Raw genomic sequence first — 18,444 nt, 5'->3', positions numbered from 1 at the left:
AACAGTTGGTAGAAACCGGCAAAGAATACTGAACAGGAGGATAAAGGTAAAGTGTAAATCAAAAATTAATTATACCTTTGTTCGTCTGATAAACTATGGAACTTTCTGCGCCTTTCAAAAAAAATATTTTAGCCCTTTACTTTATAAAGGTATCTAAATGGTTTACTTTGGTGATGCCGGTCATCGTTTTATTTTATGAAGAAAACGGACTGGGATTAAAAGATATTTTTTTATTGAAAAGTGTTTATTCGGTGGCTGTCGTTGCCTTTGAAATTCCGGCCGGTTATCTGGCTGACGTATGGGGACGTAAAAATACTTTATTGGTAGGTTGCAGTTTAGCATTCGGGGGATTTCTCTGTTATTCTTTTTCTTATACTTTAGGTGCTTTTTTTCTGGCGGAAGTATTTTTGGGGATAGGACAAAGTCTGGTCTCAGGGGCCGACTCAGCCTTACTGTACGATACTATGTTATACCACAGGAAAGAAGAAGAATATTTAAAATATGAAGGGCGGGTTACCATGATCGGAAATTTTTCGGAAGCAGCTGCCGGTATGGTAAGCGGTTTTCTGGCTGCCTATTCCCTGCGTATGCCATTTTATTGCCAAACTCTCATCGCTTTTATCGGTATCCCTGCGGCTTTAACGCTAAAAGAATATTCCGTACGTACCAAAGTCGTGCATCCTTTGAGAAATATCCTCCACATTATCCGCTATTCCTTGATTACCAATAAAAGTCTTTGCTACGATATTCTGTTTTCCGGTATTATAGGAGCAGCGACACTGACGATGGCCTGGTTTGTGCAACCGATATTGATGGCTATAGACACCCCTACCACTTGGTACGGTATTATTTGGACAATTTTGAATCTTACTGTCGGAATGGCTGCCTTGTATTCCGACAATTTAAACCGTCGGTTCGGGGAAAACAGAACTTATCTCTTTATTCTCTTGTTCATTGCAGGCGGATATGTTGCCGTCTCTTATAATATCAGTTACCTGGGTTTAGGCCTGTTATTTTTGTTTTACCTTGTCAGAGGATTCGCTACCCCTATCCTCAAAGGTTATATCAATAAGCAGACTTTTTCCGAAATGCGGGCAACCGTACTTTCGATCCGGAATTTTATTATCCGTCTCTTATTTGCAGCTATGGCCCCTTTTATTGGCTGGCTAAGTGATGCCTATTCTTTATCTACAGCCTTACGAGTCACGGCTGCCATCATTTTTTTCCCGGGTTTGCTCTTTTTAATCCTCCAATGGAAAAAAACAAAGTAAAAGCCCTATAGACAGAAGAAGAAGGAAAAATCCAACCGGCCGAAAGAATTCTCATTCAATTTTTTCCCGCTTTTTCTTTTTTTCATTTATTTCATATACCTTTGTAAACAACAGAAAAGGGGTGCCTTAATACGACGGGCTGAGATTATACCCTATAACCTGATCCGGATAATGCCGGCGGAGGTAAATAGAATACACTCTTACCGTTTTACACTTTCCTTTTTCTTTTATAAGTATAATTGCGGATCTATGCTGAAGGCAGATGTTTTGATAAATTGTCAGTAATTTATGAAATATCCGGCTATCGGAAAGGATTCTAAACGTTTACCTCAATATGCAAGAATTTACAGTCACCTCCGGTGCTTTGCCCGGTTCCGAAAAGATTTACGTAAAAGGAGAATTATTCAATGTCCGTGTTCCCATGAGAAAAATCAAATTGTCCGACACCCTGGATGCGGACGGGAAACGGATAGCCAATGAGGCCGTAGTGGTCTACGATACGTCAGGTCCTTATACAGACCCGGATTATGCCGTTGACTTACGCAAAGGTTTACCCCGTATCCGGGAAGAGTGGATTGTAGCCAGAAAGGATACAGAAAAATTAGAGGAACTGAGTTCCGAATATGGGAGGATGCGGCAGTCAGACTCCTCCTTAGATGCTCTCCGCTTTGAACATGTCAATACCCATCCCCGCATTGCCCGTTCAGGACATGGTATCACACAAATGTATTATGCCCGCCAAGGCATTATCACGCCGGAAATGGAATACATCGCTATCCGGGAAAATCAATACATCGACCGGATAACGGAAAACTACAAAAAGGAAGCAGGTAACCCACTGGGAGCCTATATTCCCTCTCCTATTACACCGGAATTTGTCCGGCAGGAAGTGGCTGCCGGCCGCGCCATTATCCCGGCTAATATCAATCATCCGGAAAGTGAACCCATGATTATCGGCCGGAATTTCCTGGTAAAAATAAACGCCAATATCGGGAATTCCCCGGTCACGTCTACAATTGCCGAAGAAGTAGAAAAAGCCGTCTGGGCTTTTCGTTGGGGAGCAGATACGATTATGGACCTCTCTACAGGTGCCAATATCCACGAAACCCGGGAATGGATTATCCGGAATTCGCCCGTGCCCGTTGGAACAGTGCCCCTTTATCAAACCCTGGAAAAAGTAAACGGTGATGTCACCCGGTTGAATTGGGATATTTTCCGGGATACGCTTATCGAACAGGCAGAACAAGGAGTAGATTATTTCACGATTCACGCCGGACTTCGCTGGAAAGATATCCCTCTTACTTTAAACCGGCTTACCGGCATCGTATCCAGAGGTGGTTCTATCATGGCACATTGGTGTACCACTTTTAAACAGGAAAGTTTCCTGTATGAACACTTTGAAGAAATTTGCGAGATTCTGGCCCGCTACGACGTAGCCATCTCCCTAGGGGACGGATTGAGGCCGGGATGTATCGCCGATGCCAATGATGAAGCACAGATTGATGAGCTGAAAACCTTAGGAGAATTGGCGGAAATCGCTCATAAACACCATGTCCAGACTATTATCGAGGGCCCGGGCCATGTTCCGATGCATAAAATCCGGGAAAATATGGAGCTGCAATTACAATACTGTCATGAAGCTCCCTTTTATACGCTCGGTCCGTTGGTAACGGATATTGCTCCGGGCTACGATCACATCACTTCTGCTATCGGAGGAGCTATGATCGGCTGGTACGGAACCGCCATGCTATGCTACGTAACCCCTAAAGAACACCTGGGCCTACCCGATCGGGAAGATGTAAAAGAAGGAGTTATTACCTTTAAGCTGGCTGCACATGCCGCCGACCTGGCAAAAGGACACCCGGCAGCCGCATATCGTGACTATGCCATGAGTAAGGCTCGTTTCGAATTCCGCTGGAAAGACCAGTTCCATCTAGCTTTGGATTCCGAAAAAGCCCTTCGTTTTCACGATGCCACCTTACCGGAAGAAGGACATAAAAATGCTCATTTCTGCTCTATGTGTGGTGCCCACTTCTGCTCCATGCAAGCCAGTCAAAAGCTGAGGAAAAAATTAAATTCCCCCGGATGATCCGTCTTCAGATAGTTTAAAATATAAATGTCCTTTTAACCGTGTTATGCTGACAATTCTTATTACTTCTCCTTTTTTTATCTCCGAAGAAACAACCATTTGTAATCTTTTATTCGATTACGGACTGGATTTGCTTCACCTTCGCAAACCCGGAGCCGACCGGACTGTTTTTGAAAACTTTATTCAGAAAATCCGGCCTTGCTACCGAAACCGGATTGTCCTCCATGATTTCTATGAATTAGTGGCAATATACCATTTACGAGGGATACATCTAAAGTCCACTCAAAGAGATAAAATAGGAATGTACGAGAATTTTTCCCATATCAGCATTTCCTGTCACACAGTAGCAGAAATAAAAACTTTACCCGCTACAGTGACTTACTGCTTTCTAAGTCCGGTTTTCGATAGTCTTTCAAAACCGGATTATTATTCACCTTTCCGGGAGCTACCGGAGATAACAGAAGCAAAACTTCCTTTACCCGTCATAGCATTGGGAGGCATTACTCCGGACAAAATAAGACTCTGCCAAAGGGCAGGCTTCGCGGGAGTAGCTGTACTAGGCTATATTTGGGAACGTCCGCAGGAAGCCGTCATGCGTTTCAGAGATTTGAAAACTCCCACTGTATTCAGCATCGCCGGATTTGATCCTTCAGGAGGAGCCGGCATAACAGCCGACCTGAAAACATTCGAAAGTTGCAGTGTTTACGGTCGCGGCATTTTATCCGCACTGACCTTTCAAAATGAAAAAGAATACCTGGCAACAAAAAATTTTTGTCTGGAGGAAATCATCCGCCAATTGGAACTACAATTCCGCTACGCTATTCCTTCTTTTATAAAGATAGGTTTATTACCCGATCAAGAAATTCTTTTTTCCCTTACCCGTTATCTCACTCAAAAAGTTCCGGATATAAAAATTATATGGGATCCTATCCTCCGCACGTCTTCGGGATTTACCTTCCATACTTCGCTTTCTTTACCGGATCATTTTTTACGGCAACTCTTTTTAATCACGCCCAATACCGAGGAGTTACATCAATTATTTGGAGAAAATCTTTGTATTTCAGACTTACAGAAACTATGTAAAAAATACCAATTTCATTTGTTATGGAAAGGAGGACATAATGCCGAAGAAATTTCCGTGGACCGCTTAATTGGTCCCGACACCCTGCATTGTTTTCCGGTAGAAAGGAGTATTTATCAAAAACATGGGACCGGTTGTATATTGTCGGCAGCAATTACTGCTTATCTGGCGAGAGGAATCTCTTTAGTAGAAGCCTGCCGGAAAGCACAGGTTTATGTTTCCCGTTTTATGGATTCAAACGATAGTTTATTAGGCTATCATCTGCCGGTCCCGCTAAAAAATATTCCTCTCCCCTCCACCCTCCGCCTGCAATATATTACAGACTATAAAGAAGGCTGGACAATCGGTGAACAGGTAGAAGCCGTCTGTCAGGGAGGAGTTCGCTGGATACAGCTACGCATGAAAAAAAACAGCAAGGCGGAGATTTTGCAAACAGGCCGGCTTATTAAAGAAATATGCCGGTATTACAACGCTCTGTTCATTGTAAACGATCAGGTGGAAATAGCCCGCCAACTGGATGCCGACGGGGTACACCTGGGTTTGGAAGATATGAATCCGGAAGAAGCCCGGAAGATTTTAGGTCCCGATAAAATTATCGGAGCAACCTGTAATACGATGGAAGATATCCGTTTACGAGCAATTCAAAAAGTCGATTATATCGGTTTAGGACCTTTCCGATATACGACGACCAAGCAGAAATTAAGTCCTGTCCTGGGGGTAGAGGGCTACCAGAAAATCCTGCATTCTATGTCCCGGGAAGGAATTTCCATACCTGTATTTGCGATCGGCGGTATTCAGGATGCCGATTTTATTCCACTTCTGCAAACGGGAATACAAGGAATAGCGCTCTCCGGGCTGATCAAAAACAGTCCGGATATAAAACAAAAAGTTCGGGAAATCCGAAAAGAACTGGAAAGTATATAAATAATAGAATCCGAAATTCAATTTTTGCACCTTAAAACTGTTTTGTATAAAATGACGTAGGAAACGAAACTTTAAGTCTGAGCATATAACACCATTTCTCAAGATTTTAAATATTTACAGAAAAACCTGACAGGAAATTAGAAAAACCATAGGCTTCTCTCTGATGTTTAACCTTTTTTCTTTCCCCTTACAAAGATAATCCTTTCGAATTATCTGTAATTAACTGATTTACAAAATATTGTACAATGGTTTTCTACAATAAAACGATCAGCAGAAACATTCAGTTCTGCCATAAGCTTATCGTTTCCGTTTATCGTATATTAAAAAGACAATTGTTCTATAGTATGAATAAAAAAGTTTCCTTTTCAGGAATATTATTTAACATTTCACGTCCTTCTTTCTCTTTTTCCATATCTGATAGCTATTGATTATATTTTGCCACAATACATAGGCTGCGGGACCGACTGCAGCAGCCGGACATAAATAAAGCTGAGCCATCCAGATCGCCAAAATAGTGTTTTTCTGTCCTAATCCCTGTCCGCCAGCAATCGTATTTCCATAAAGCCGTCCCAAACGCCGCCCCAACCAGAATTGAAAAACACAAACAATCAAAGCTAAAAAAGCCAGAATGCCTTCTGTCCAATAATGAGGATTTTCCTGAACCAATAAAAAACTGACGGTGCGACCGGTTACTATCGTCAGAGCTAGCGACCACATATAAAAAGCCACTATCTGCACCGATAATAACCATCGATGAAGCCGGGGAAGAATATATTGAACGGCCCAAGCTCCCAATAAAGGCAATATCAGCAAAGGAACGACCTGCCGACAAATATAACCGAAAGAATCCCAGAAAGATAAATCCCGGTTCGTTCCCAAAAACGAAAAAATAACCGGAGCAGTCAATGCCACAGTAACATTACTGAGAAAAACAAAACTCGCCAAAAAAGCCACATTTCCTCCCAGCATTCCCGTAATGACGGCAGCAGCAGTTGCCGTCGGGGCAACTACGCATATTAGAATTCCCTCTGCCACTTCCTCGTTAAAAGGAGCAATCAAACCGTATAATAACAAACTTCCAGCCAACTGAATCAAAATCAGCCAGATATGCAACCCGGAAAATTTCATATTCCGGGGAGATATTTTACAAAAGGTCAGGAATAACATACAAAATATCAAGGTGGGCGTCAGAAAAGACAACACCTCGATATAAACATGAAATAATGCTCCCGTCAACATGGCGATCGGGAGCATCCAATTTTTTAAAGTCTGAATCACTTCTGGTTAATTAAGCCCCAACTGGTTTAAATCCACTGTTATCACTAAATTTTTATACTTTTCATAGAGTCTGTTCTTGACAAGAACAGATTGCGGAGAAACATTTAAAATCGCAACAGGTTTATTTTCTTTATCGATAATATAAGTTTGCCCTTGTCCGTATAAAAAACGATATCCTTTCCAGTTACGGTATTCCGTATACATAGCTTTGCCGTCTTCTGTTTTTATCAAATTCACATCTCCATCAAAAACCAGATATTTCAAACTATCTGTCCGGACTATCTTATATTGAGGTATCGCCTGTACCCAATCATAAAACAGATCATCTGCACGCTTACGATATACCCCTTTCTCTACAAAAGCATCGAAATTTTCGGAAGACGTACGTTTGTAAACCTTCTCCGCAGGCAACCCATCCTGCATGGTATATTTTATCAGTTTATTGGTATTGGCTATCCATACAGAAGCACCGGAAAGACTATAATCCTTCATTTTTTCATCCTTATCGAATACGACATTACAAAACAACTGCCTGCCATCATCTTTATTGTAGGCTGCCACAAAAGGATTCCCATAACTAGTCGTTTCTTTCCCTTTTTCTGTCTCTCCGTAATTGAGCATGTATAATAAAGAATCCTGTAAAATCAAACTGGAACGACTTACAGAAGATTGGGGTAAAGGTTTTTCCCACACTACTTTTCCGTCTTTTTTCAAACGCACAATCCGATCTTTTCCCGCCCAATAAATATCATCGTCTTCAAACAATAAACCAGAAGCAACATTTTTTATATATTTTTCGTCATCACTCATGATAGCTATGGTTGCAAAAATACCCAGTGTAAAGATACTTCCTCCCCAGGCTATTCCCCTGCCTATATCCCCCTCTCCGGTATTCGCTTTATAATCCCAACCCTGACCCGTCCGTAAGTTTATCTGATGTAACCCCATGCCTCTCACAACAAGAACAGAATCATTAAGCCCATACACATCCACTCCCGTAGAAACATTTACTTTTCTACTCCATATTCTTTTTCCCGTAGCTAAATCAATACCCGCTATCCTCTTTCCAGCCCCATCCCCTCTCGCCAACAAACCAACAGAATTATATATCCCTACAACTCTCCCCTTCACTTCCCATATCATTCCTCCGTCCTGCCCGTTGTAACAAACTGTCGTGCTGCCATTGGGATGAAGAATGTATGGGAAATTATAGAATAATCTTTCCCCCTTGTATGAAATCTGATTGTTCCATATCACCTGCTTTTTAAAAGGCTGATAGGAAAGGAGCTCTCCTTTAACAGCATACCCTTCTCCGGATTTTCGAAGAGATCGTAATTGTACCGACCAATATTCCGTTACGCTATCGATTTCAAACCGATACACCTCTTGAGGAAAGACAATTTTTTGACCTTCTACTATTTTTCCTGTCGTATAATTCTTCCCGATGGGGACCACAGTATGCGTGATCTCCTGAGCATAGATGCCTGTTATACTATACCCTAAAAATAAAATAAATAAGATTATTTTTATCATTGCATATATAGTTTTACGGTTAGGGGTTCCTCTTTTACCTTCACATCCGCTAACTTTTCTCTTCCTTTTTCATCCGTATATTTAAAAGTATAAGTCTTATTCTTCTCCAGTAAAAATTCCAGCGCATCATTCATATCCTGAGTAGACCCGGCAGTACGCCCTCCTCCCATCTGCTCCCGACCACAAAAAACATCTACATTGGCAGCCATCCGGTCATCTGAATTTTGCATACATTGCTCTGTACGGAACATCATCACTTTCACGGGAATGTGTCTTCCGTCAGCTTTTATTGTCGATTCATACGCTTTATATAAGTCCACATAGCGGTCTGTCACATTCTCTGCATGCACATAACGGATGTTTTCGTCCCACACCAAAGGGAAATAAGTATCCGCCGGTTTAAAAGAGGAAGCATAGATGGCATGTTGCTCGTCCCCCTTTACAGCCTTACCCGCATCCGCAAAAAACCAGGCTTTATTCAGAGCATTGGGATAGTATTCTGTAAAATACCACTGTCCGTCTACCCAAACTTCACACCAATTGTGATTTCCCCGGTTATCGTGCCAATTCGGGGTACCAGCCACCCGGGCGGGAATACCCACAGCCCGGAAAGCATCTGTCAACAAAATAGAAAGTCCGCTACAAGATGCCATTCCCTGACGCATAGACTCGTAAGGACTCTGATCCGGTTTCTCCCGCTTGGTATTATAATCGACCCTCACTTCATCCCGGATGTTCCGGTTTACCGAATCTATCGCTTCCCAAATCGTCTGACAATTCGCTACATAAGAAGAAAAACGACCGTAAAAATCCGGACGCCATTCTTCCCGGTTTTCGTTCAATGAAACGTAAGGAAGCACTTCATTCAGGAAAATACTATCGGGCAATGCCTTCGCCCAGGAAAAACGCTCCCGGGCTTTGTAAGCATATTCCACATTATTGATCAAAAAACCAGCCTTCAATTCTTTTAAATCCCGCTCCGGCATATAAGCAATCAGAAAAGCGACGCCTTCTTTATAACGGGCATCACAGGAATCGAGCGCCTTGTTTAATTCTACCGCATTATCACCGGCTTTCGACAAAGCCTCGTTTAATAACGTATGATACCTCTCCGGAACCTCCGGGTATTTATTCCCGGAACAGGCAAAGGCACACAACACAACAAAAAATATACAGTATTTCATCATAATTTAGTAAGAGAATGGACTTGATCAATCTTTCCGGTCACTGAAATATTTCATAAACTGTGCTCTTTCATAACGAGCCGCATTGTCTATGTTTGCATACGACAATTTTCCTCTGAAATCTTCCACAGTTTTAAAAGATTTACTATCCATCCAGGAAGAAAGGAAATGATTCATGGTCTGAATGACAGACAATCCACTCTCATACAGGACAGAACATAATTGCACTGTCGTTGCACCCGCCAACAACAATTTTACAACAGCTTCCCCACTATGTACTCCGGTAGAAGCAGACAGCTGTAATTGAGGATCCTTTCCGGCCAAAATACCTGTCCACCTCAAAGTGGTACGTAAATCCGTCGGCATACTGAATACGGAGGCCACCCCTACTGTCATCCGTTCAATATCGATATCCGGTTCATAAAAACGGTTGAATATCGTTACAGCATCCGCTCCATAAGCTTTTAATTTGTCTACAAATGTGGTGAGATTGGTAAAATAATGACTGATCTTCATAATTACCGGTATACGAATCCGCGATTTGACATGCTTTATAATGTCATAATACATATTCTCAATTTCTTCGCTTTCCTTAAATTCATCCAAGGGCAAAATAAAAGCATTCAATTCTATGGCATCCGCCCCAGCCATCTCTAATTGATGAGCAAAATCTACCCACTCACCGTTTTTCAGACAATTAATACTGGCAATAACAGGAATGCTTAAATTAGATTTGGCAGCTTTCACCAATTCGATATACTGCCCCAGAGCGTGCCCGCGAATATAGTTCCGGATATAATCCCCTTCCTCCGGATAATTTCCATCCCCCATCACCCGCTCCGTCTCCATCAGAATTTGTTCTTCAAATACAGATTTCAGGATAACAGCCCCCGCACCGAAACGCTCTATCTCTTTTAACTTATTGATATCCGCCGTCAATCCGCAACTTCCGGCAATTATCGGACTCTTTAATTCTAATCCAGCAAATTTTATTTTTAAATCAGTCATATTTTCTTATTTCTTTTGGTTATTAGTTTCTTCTGGTTTATTATAATCTCTTTCTCCGAAAATAGAACTTCCGATCCGGACCATTGTGCTTCCTTCTTCCACCGCTATCAAATAGTCTCCGGACATCCCCATCGATATTTCCCGGAAGGAAATCTCTGTTGGAAAATAAGTTCTTTTCAGTTTTTCGTATATTTCCCGAAGCCTGCGAAACTCGTTCCGGACCTGCCCTTCCTCTTCCGTGTGGGTAGCCATTCCCATTACACCGATAACTCTTATATTTTGCATTTCCCGATAGGCTTCACTTTCTAATAGTTCAACCGTTTCAGCCTCACTCAATCCAAACTTTGTGCTCTCCTCCGCAATGTGCAACTGCAGTAAACAGTCTACTACCCGTCCTATTTTATGGGCTTCTCGGTTTATAACAGAAAGTAACTTCAGGCTGTCCACCGCATGAATCAGCGTGACAACCGGAACGACCTCTTTCACTTTATTGGTTTGTAGATGCCCGATCAGGTGCCATTCGATATCCTCCGGCAACACTTCCTGCTTCCGGATCAATTCCTGAACTTTGTTTTCCCCAAAGGCCCGTTGTCCCCACCGATAAGCCTCTTCAATATCTTCTATCGGTTTTGTTTTAGACACAGCTATTAAACACACCTGTGCAGGTAAGGTATTCGCAATCTTCTCTATATTTTCTGTAATACTCATTTTTACCAATTCTTGTTCTTCAGACTTTACAATCCTGCATACAAATATATTAAATTATATACATTTTTTCTAACAGAATTCCGAAGTTAATTTTTTAACGAAGAAATATTTATCTTTTGGGAATTCATCTTTCCGGAAACCGGGAAAACAAATCACTTTAAACAACTGTATCTGAAAACTATGCTGACAATTTATAAGAATCCGTATTTCTTCCTTCATTAATTATTGTTTTTTCTTACTATCTTTGAAGCGTAATTTTTTATTTATGCCCAGGTATTTTACGGAATTAGCATATAACGGTACCCCTTATAACGGCTGGCAAATACAACCAAATGCTCCCTCTGTGCAACAGGAACTGAACCGGGCGTTTTCTACCCTTTTACGTCAGGAGATCAGTCTCACCGGAGCAGGCCGTACGGATACAGGTGTACACGCTGCATTTTTTGTCGCTCATTTTGACGTACCCACGTCTCTACAGGATATCAGCCAGACGATTTATAAAATGAATCGTCTGACAGACAAAAGCATAGCGATATATTCTATTTATCCGGTTCAGCCGGAAGCCCACGCCCGCTTTTCAGCCTTATCCCGGACATATAAATATTTTATCAATAAATTCAAAAATCCTTTTACAGAAGAATATGCTATCCGAACTTATCCTTTACCGGACCTGCAAAAAATGAACGAAGCTTGCCGTATTTTATTCGAATATACTGATTTCACAAGTTTTTCAAAACTACATACGGATACGAAGACGAATAATTGTAAAATTCTGAAAGCAGAGTGGACGGACACCGGAGAACAGTTGGTATTTACGATACAAGCCGATCGATTTTTACGCAATATGGTACGGGCTATTGTGGGAACGATGCTGGAGATCGGGCAAGGAAAAATTTCAATAGCAGAATTAAAAAATATCATCGAGTCCAAGGACCGTTGCCGAGCCGGTAATTCTGTTCCAGGAAAAGCTCTCTTTTTATGGGACATAAAATATCCCAAAGAAATTAAAATATAGAAACCTCCGAAAAGCCAGAAAATAAGGTTTTAAGTATAAACATCCGGGAGGTCAGAATGAAGAATAGACGACATATTTTTAACTAAAAATTGAAAACAACATCTATATGAATATCCTCCGTTGTTTTATTTTATACCTGACTTTGTGGATAAGTCTTCCAAGCTCAGCCATTACACTCTCTCCCCAGGCTGAAATCAGTATCCTAACTTGCGCGCCTGGAACAGAATTATATTCCCTCTTCGGACATACAGCTATCCGGGTCTCCGACCCCTACCAGAAAATAGATGCGGTATTCAATTACGGCACCTTCGATTTTCGAACTCCTCATTTCTATCTGAAATATGCTAAGGGACTCCTTCTCTATCAATTGAGCGTCACTTCGTATGAAAATTTCATCTCTTTTTATATTTTAGATGACCGGAGTGTCTGGTCTCAAACTTTGCAGCTCGATTCCTTAACCAAACAACAACTTTTCGACAATCTGTTGAAAAACCAGCTACCGGAAAATCGGACCTATCTTTACAATTTTTTATTTGACAATTGTTCAACCCGGGTGCGGGACATGATCAGCGAAAGTATAAAATCCCCTATAGAATGGCATATCCGGGAAACAGATAAAAGTTTCTGGAATTTGTTAGACGAATACCTTTGCCGTATGCCCTGGGTAAAATGGGGAATTCATACGATACTGGGTCAATCGGGTTCCCGGGTGGCCACTCCTCAGGAGACCCTGTTTTTACCGGACTATCTTATGCAAGGCTTAGCTTCGGCTACTGATCAGGGGCAACCCCTGGCCCAACCGGCCGTTACCGTTTTCAAAGCCTCGGATACCCCTGTGTTCAATCCCTGGTATTTTTCTCCCTTTTTCGTATTTTCCATTTGTAGCGTATTGATCGTATTGATTTTACAAAAATTTACTTCCAGAAAAACAGTAAAAATAATCGCCATTCCTCTTTTTTTAACTTCGGGATTAATTGGTATGTTATTGCTATTTTTAGGATATTTCACCTTACATCCGATGACCGCCCCGAATTATAATTTAATCTGGGCAAACCCGCTCAATTTCATTGCCGCTTTTTTCTTTTTAAAGAAAAAACTACCCGGCCTCATTCGCAAATATCTCGTTCTTTATCAGATTTTGTTAATAATAGGTGTCCCCTCCTGGTTCTTTTTACAACCGGCTGTCCCGCTCGCTACCTTACCGATCCTCTGCCTCTTCATTTACCTGAGTGTTTTACTTCGGAAAAGAAAAGTATAAAATCATTTTGGCCTTTTCGGTAAAATACCTTACATTTGTAACCTGTTTAAGGTGTCATAGCTCAGTCGGTAGAGCAAAGGACTGAAAATCCTTGTGTCCCTGGTTCGATTCCAGGTGATACCACCTCAAAATAAAGCAGTTACGAAAGTAACTGCTTTTCTTTTTTATGCGTTTTTCATGCGTTTTCAACGGTCAAGTTAAACCGAGAGTTAAACCGGAATTTAACTATGAACGCCTGTATTTCAATCGTTTACTACACATCAAAGACACTTTCAAACGGAGAACACCCGTTAATGCTCCGAATTTCAAAAGACGGCAAGAAAAAATACAATAGTATTGGCGTGTCCGTTCATCCGCAATTTTGGGATTTTACCAAGAATCAGCCTAAGCGGAGTTGTCCGAATCGGGATGCTATTTTACGCCTTATCACCGAAAAAACGAAACAGTATCAAGAGCAACTAATCGAGTTTAAAGCCGAAAACAAGGAGTTTACTGCTACTACATTAGTCGAGAAACTAACCAACCCGACTAAACCCAAAACCGTTGGCGAACTGTTTACCGAACAAATCGAACGCTTCAAAACTGCCAAGCGCACAGGCTATGCCCTATCCATTCTGCAAGTTTATAATTCGCTGATAAAGTATAACAAGCATTTAAACATATACTTTTCGGATATTGACGTTACATGGCTAAAGAAATACGAGCAATGGCTACGCAGTACTGGATTTGCGGAAAACACGATCGGGATCCGGCTCCGCACCTTAAGAGCCATTTACAATATAGCACTGGAACAAAAGATAGTCAAACCGGACTACTATCCGTTTAAATCCTATAAAGTTTCCAAACTACATTCGGTTACAGCAAAGCGAGCCATGACAAAGGACAATGTTACAGCGGTCATAAATTACGACTACACGAACAAAAGCTTTTACACCGAACTTGCAGTCGATTTGTTTACCTTTTCCTATTTCATGGGCGGTATTAACTTTGTCGATATGGCATATATTACTCATGCGCACATTATCGACAACCGATTAATATATACCCGAACTAAGACACATAAGCTAATAAATTTGCCCTTGCAACCGAAAGCGATTGAATTAATCGAAAAATACCGGACAAAAGAAAGACCATATATTCCCGATTCTTTCTACGTTCCATAAAACGGAACAACAGCAAAGAAATCGAATACACAAGGTCATTACGAAAGTCAATAATCATCTAAAGGACATAGGCGAAGAATTAAACTTACCTATCGACTTGACTACTTATGTTGCCCGTCATTCATTCGCCACAGTCCTAAAACGTTCGGGCGTTAATACTTCAATTATCTGTGAAGCTATGGGACACAGCAGCGAGAAAGTGACACAAATTTACCTTGACAGTTTTGAAAATACGCAAGTTGATGAAGCTATGAGCAATTTACTCTAAAATTATATTTCCCTTGCTCTACAATGGAAGTGAGGGGAATTTTTATATATAGGAAATTATTTATTACTTTGAAGCATATTAAAAATATGCTAAATGGAATTATATATATCAATCATAGGGGCATTAGTTGCTGTCATCGTATCAATTTTAGGTGCGATTTTAGCTAACAGAAATACAATTATTCTACAAACAAGAAAATTAAAAGAAGAACATTATATAGCCTATATCGAAGCCCTTCACAATCTTGCGGCAAATAATACTGATAAAAATACTATGAAAAATTATGTGTTTGCAAGAGATAAATTACTTCTTATAGCTAAGGAGAATGTGATTATAAAATTGTTAGCTTACGAAAACGAAGGCGTTGGCAAGCATTCTGATTTACATGATAAATACTTGACAGAATTATTAAAAGCTATACGAAAAGATTTGAAATTGACTAATAAGGCTCTACCTATCTTATATCTGAAAAAATAACTATATAGTAAGCATATTAAAATTGAGGTTTGCAAACAAATAAAACTATCCTTTTAAAACATTATTTCTGCTCTGTTTCCACAAGGTTGAGAACTTGTTCCATAGCAGAAATCAATCTTTGAGCTTCAGTTAATTGCTTATTAGAAACGACATTTGAAACAGAAGAAAATTTGGCATGTGCCAATTCTTTTTCCGAAAAGATTGCGTCTTTCAATGAATCTACATCGCTCCCATACACAACTTCGATACCTAAAGTCAAAACCTTATCCACTTGTTTCGCTCCTGCCATAGCAATGTTCAGAGCAGCATTAAATGGATTCAATTTCAACTCCAAGCAATCACGCATAAACTTGAAATTGGCTAACAGTCGATTAAACGTTATATCACGCAGTGCGCTCAAATAACCATCTCGGCTGATGCCTTTTACAGCTTTCAACGCTTGCTCAAAGACCGCCTTTTTAACTTCAAGAGATTGACTAACTTGTTTAGAAAGCAATACTCTGTACTTCTCATTTAGAAGATAGAAAGGGTCTTTCTTTTTTCCCGATGAAAAAGTACCTCGAATTGCTCTTCTTCTTTCTTTTTCAAGAAAGTCAGTTACAATATCCTCTACGTTAATAGAATTTGCAATCTCCTTAGTGTCTTGTGATAAAATAGAATAATTTTTCATTGTGCTTAATTTTTTAAGATTTATACTAAAACACACCTATTTAGGTGTCATACCAAAAGTTTTTCATTTTTTCCTTATAAGAAACTACTTTTCATTTTGTCCGGTATGTGAGCCGGATTTCTTAATCGGGAAATGGGGTTTTCTCTTATATAAAAAGACAGTTCATTTTATCCGGTTTCAATTTCAAGATGAGCCGGATTTGTTGATTCGGAAATGAGAAAATCACTTATAAAGAAAGAAGTATCAAAATATCCGGTAACAAGATTATTCAATTTATAATACTATTACTACGTTTTACTATGGTGAACATAGACTACAAACAAAATGAAACAACTTTACAAGCAGATGAAAATGCAAATTACTTAGATGCAGTTATAGAAAGACACCCGTACGGATTACTTGACAAAGGGAAACCGAATTGCGGAGGAACAGATTTAGCAATTAATAATAAATACCCTACAATTATAGCAGTGCTTTATAGGAACTTGGTTAGGAATAAGGTCGCACAGCATAAACACGTGTTAGGGGTTTACGGTGGAGTTACAGATGCAGAGATTATTAGTTATATACTTTCTCATACAACAGTTAAGATAATGGTTACTTATGATAGTGTCGGACGAGTTGTGAGACTATTGGAGAAATACGGGAAACGACCGTATGATAATACTCTTTTACTTGTCGATGAAGAACACGTTTTGTTTAATCATTATGCTTTTAGGAATCCTGCAATTAAAGGATTATTGAAAATAAGCAAGCAGTTTAAATGGGTCTGTTTTATGACTGCTACACCGATAGACAGGGAGTTTATGCTGGATGAACTAAAGGACTTACCGATTACGAGAATTAAGTGGCAAAATGTTAGAGAGGTTAAAGTGATACAGAACTGTACTAACAATCCAAATAGAGTTGTTTGCAAACTGATTACTGATGCTTTAGAGGGCAGATTATTAGGAAACTTGCATTTCTTTTATAATAGTGTCGATTCTCCGGCTTCGATTATACATCAATTAAAACTACCACCGGAACAGGTCAGAGTTATTTGTGCCGATGATAGCAAACAAGGCAGAGGAAAAAAGACTAATCAAGCAAAGTTAGGAAATGACTATCCGATTGAGGACACGACAACAACAGTCAAGAAGATTAACTTTTATACAGCAACCGCTTTTGAGGGATGCGACATTTACGATGAAGACGGCAGAACTTACATTGTGAGTGATAAATACAAATCGCATACTTTGGTGGATATTTCGACCTTGTTTATACAGATTGCAGGAAGAATAAGAGACAGCCAATACGGAGGAGAGATAACACATATATTTAATGAAACACGGTACACTACTACGCTTACTTATGAGGAGTTTAAAACAAGCTCGGAAAATGAGTTACAACGGAGTGAACAACTTGTTACGGAGGTTAACACCATGACAAAGGCAAGCCGACAAATTGTGATTAAAGGACTAATGCAAAAAGGATTGGATATTAAATATCTTAGTTATGAAGATGATTTATTACAGCTTGACAGGAATTTATTTAAGTTGGATATGAGGAACTTTAAAATAACACATGAGATATATCTGACTTGTGACAGTTTACAGAAAGAATATATAAACAGAGGGCTGACAGTTGGAGAAAGTGAAACGATTTACTTTACAATACGATTCCGCCCTCCCCGTTGCGAAACACTCCAAATAGACCGAAGCAGCAGGACGGCAAGCCGCCCCACTAAAGGAGGAACAGAACCGTATATCAGAATAACGGATATAATCCGTTAAGATAAGACAGTAATGCTCGGTCTATTTAGAATATGTTTCGCGTTTCAAAAATAGAAACTTTATTTTGATTTAACAATAATAAAAAGAAGAAACAACAAAAGTCAGCATCCGGTATGATTTAAGGATACTGACTATTTACTGATTACTTACGCTTTACTAACTTGGCTTTTTTAGGTCTGGTTATTTTCAGTGGATTGTCGGACAACCAAACATCGGGATTGAATAATTCGGGATGAAGCCTACAAAGTGTTTCCATATTGATAAACCGATAAAAGTCGATTGTGTGAATTTCTTTGTGGTGTTCCATTCCATACCAACCCGAAGTGCTTACTTCATTATTGGTGTGTTTCATTGCGCAATGATTTTGAAAGTGGAATTTGAAAAACTATAATCTTTACATAATTATGATACAAAGATACTAAGACCATTTACAGCAAAAGAATGAACAGGGCACACAATCAAAACATTATAACCATTAGAAAATAACGCTCATTTATACCTTAGAGAGTTTCCGAACTATGCCGGATATAAAATACGTGTATGTGTTACTCCCTATACTTGCGAGACCATTTAAACCCCTCCCGAAAATCTTAGAAAAATCATTTGATTTACATGATATAGGGGAGCAGAACTGTTTATTTTGAAAAAATAAGCAGTAATGCGGTGAGGGGGAGCTTCGGCTTCCTCTCATTAAAATATATTGCTGACAGTGACACAGGAATGACAGCACACAATTTGCCTATTT

The 18,444-nt window shown here is 40.0% G+C and carries 14 protein-coding genes, 1 tRNA gene, 1 pseudogene and 1 riboswitch; of the genes and pseudogenes, 9 read left to right on the top strand and 7 right to left on the bottom strand.

The window, feature by feature from the left end:
* The first annotated feature begins 95 nt into the window (after nt 1-95).
* From HMPREF9449_RS04280 to HMPREF9449_RS16155, 3 genes are all read left to right on the top strand, one after another.
* Nucleotides 96-1,271: an MFS transporter gene (locus HMPREF9449_RS04280; protein WP_009136005.1), complete on the top strand. Its 1,176-nt coding sequence runs from the start codon at nt 96-98 to the stop codon at nt 1,269-1,271.
* A gap of 107 nt (nt 1,272-1,378) precedes the next feature.
* A riboswitch (TPP riboswitch) is annotated at nt 1,379-1,474 on the top strand.
* A 131-nt stretch (nt 1,475-1,605) separates the two neighbouring features.
* Nucleotides 1,606-3,360: a phosphomethylpyrimidine synthase ThiC gene (gene thiC / locus HMPREF9449_RS04275; RefSeq protein WP_009136004.1), complete on the top strand. Its 1,755-nt coding sequence runs from the start codon at nt 1,606-1,608 to the stop codon at nt 3,358-3,360.
* A 46-nt stretch (nt 3,361-3,406) separates the two neighbouring features.
* Nucleotides 3,407-5,365, top strand: a complete 1,959-nt coding sequence (locus HMPREF9449_RS16155; protein ID WP_009136003.1) for a thiamine phosphate synthase — start codon at nt 3,407-3,409, stop codon at nt 5,363-5,365.
* A 378-nt stretch (nt 5,366-5,743) separates the two neighbouring features.
* On the opposite strand, the gene HMPREF9449_RS04265 is transcribed toward HMPREF9449_RS16155, so the two are convergent.
* Genes HMPREF9449_RS04265 through HMPREF9449_RS04245 form a run of 5 tightly spaced genes read right to left on the bottom strand, consistent with a single transcriptional unit; the run spans nt 5,744 to nt 11,076 of the window.
* A complete protein-coding gene (locus HMPREF9449_RS04265; protein ID WP_040611207.1) occupies nt 5,744-6,643 on the bottom strand; it encodes a transporter in 900 nt (299 codons plus the stop codon).
* A 6-nt stretch (nt 6,644-6,649) separates the two neighbouring features.
* Entirely contained in the window at nt 6,650-8,176 is a 1,527-nt protein-coding gene (locus tag HMPREF9449_RS04260; RefSeq protein WP_009136001.1) for an outer membrane protein assembly factor BamB family protein, read from the bottom strand.
* The gene (locus HMPREF9449_RS04255) at nt 8,173-9,363 is read right to left on the bottom strand and encodes a transglutaminase-like domain-containing protein (RefSeq protein WP_232211404.1); all 1,191 of its coding nucleotides are present in this window, start codon (nt 9,361-9,363) and stop codon (nt 8,173-8,175) included. The genes HMPREF9449_RS04260 and HMPREF9449_RS04255 overlap by 4 nt, the downstream gene beginning before the upstream one ends.
* 24 nt (nt 9,364-9,387) lie before the next feature.
* Nucleotides 9,388-10,368: a dihydroorotate dehydrogenase-like protein gene (locus tag HMPREF9449_RS04250; protein WP_009135999.1), complete on the bottom strand. Its 981-nt coding sequence runs from the start codon at nt 10,366-10,368 to the stop codon at nt 9,388-9,390.
* Between the two features lie 6 nt (nt 10,369-10,374).
* Entirely contained in the window at nt 10,375-11,076 is a 702-nt protein-coding gene (locus tag HMPREF9449_RS04245; protein ID WP_009135998.1) for a YggS family pyridoxal phosphate-dependent enzyme, read from the bottom strand.
* Nucleotides 11,077-11,341: 265 nt separating this feature from the next.
* Here HMPREF9449_RS04245 and truA point away from each other — a divergent pair, with 265 nt between their 5' ends.
* The 5 genes and pseudogenes from truA to HMPREF9449_RS04220 all read left to right on the top strand — a co-directional run bounded on the left by truA (nt 11,342) and on the right by HMPREF9449_RS04220 (nt 15,257).
* Entirely contained in the window at nt 11,342-12,091 is a 750-nt protein-coding gene (gene truA / locus HMPREF9449_RS04240; protein ID WP_009135996.1) for a tRNA pseudouridine(38-40) synthase TruA, read from the top strand.
* Between the two features lie 106 nt (nt 12,092-12,197).
* The gene (locus tag HMPREF9449_RS04235; protein ID WP_009135995.1) at nt 12,198-13,349 is read left to right on the top strand and encodes a lipoprotein N-acyltransferase Lnb domain-containing protein; all 1,152 of its coding nucleotides are present in this window, start codon (nt 12,198-12,200) and stop codon (nt 13,347-13,349) included.
* A gap of 50 nt (nt 13,350-13,399) precedes the next feature.
* A tRNA-Phe gene (locus HMPREF9449_RS04230) sits at nt 13,400-13,472 on the top strand.
* Between the two features lie 104 nt (nt 13,473-13,576).
* Nucleotides 13,577-14,780 (top strand): annotated as a pseudogene (locus HMPREF9449_RS04225) (phage integrase SAM-like domain-containing protein).
* Between the two features lie 93 nt (nt 14,781-14,873).
* On the top strand, nt 14,874-15,257 hold the full coding sequence (locus HMPREF9449_RS04220) for a hypothetical protein (RefSeq protein ID WP_009135993.1): 384 nt from the start codon (nt 14,874-14,876) through the stop codon (nt 15,255-15,257).
* Between the two features lie 61 nt (nt 15,258-15,318).
* Here the strand turns inward: HMPREF9449_RS04220 and HMPREF9449_RS04215 are convergent, their stop codons facing one another.
* Nucleotides 15,319-15,927 (bottom strand): hypothetical protein, encoded by a 609-nt coding sequence (locus tag HMPREF9449_RS04215; protein WP_009135992.1) that lies wholly within the window; start codon nt 15,925-15,927, stop codon nt 15,319-15,321.
* 299 nt (nt 15,928-16,226) lie between these two features.
* Between HMPREF9449_RS04215 and HMPREF9449_RS04210 the strand changes: the two genes are divergently transcribed.
* Nucleotides 16,227-17,699 (top strand): DEAD/DEAH box helicase family protein, encoded by a 1,473-nt coding sequence (locus HMPREF9449_RS04210; protein ID WP_009135991.1) that lies wholly within the window; start codon nt 16,227-16,229, stop codon nt 17,697-17,699.
* A 142-nt stretch (nt 17,700-17,841) separates the two neighbouring features.
* On the opposite strand, the gene HMPREF9449_RS04205 is transcribed toward HMPREF9449_RS04210, so the two are convergent.
* A complete protein-coding gene (locus tag HMPREF9449_RS04205; RefSeq protein WP_009135990.1) occupies nt 17,842-18,051 on the bottom strand; it encodes a hypothetical protein in 210 nt (69 codons plus the stop codon).
* Nucleotides 18,052-18,444 lie beyond the last annotated feature (393 nt).

It is taken from the genome of Odoribacter laneus YIT 12061 (assembly GCF_000243215.1).
Lineage (GTDB): Bacteria > Bacteroidota > Bacteroidia > Bacteroidales > Marinifilaceae > Culturomica > Culturomica lanea.
Note: the sequence above shows the minus strand (reverse complement) of the source record. Positions and strands in the feature narration are given on the sequence as shown.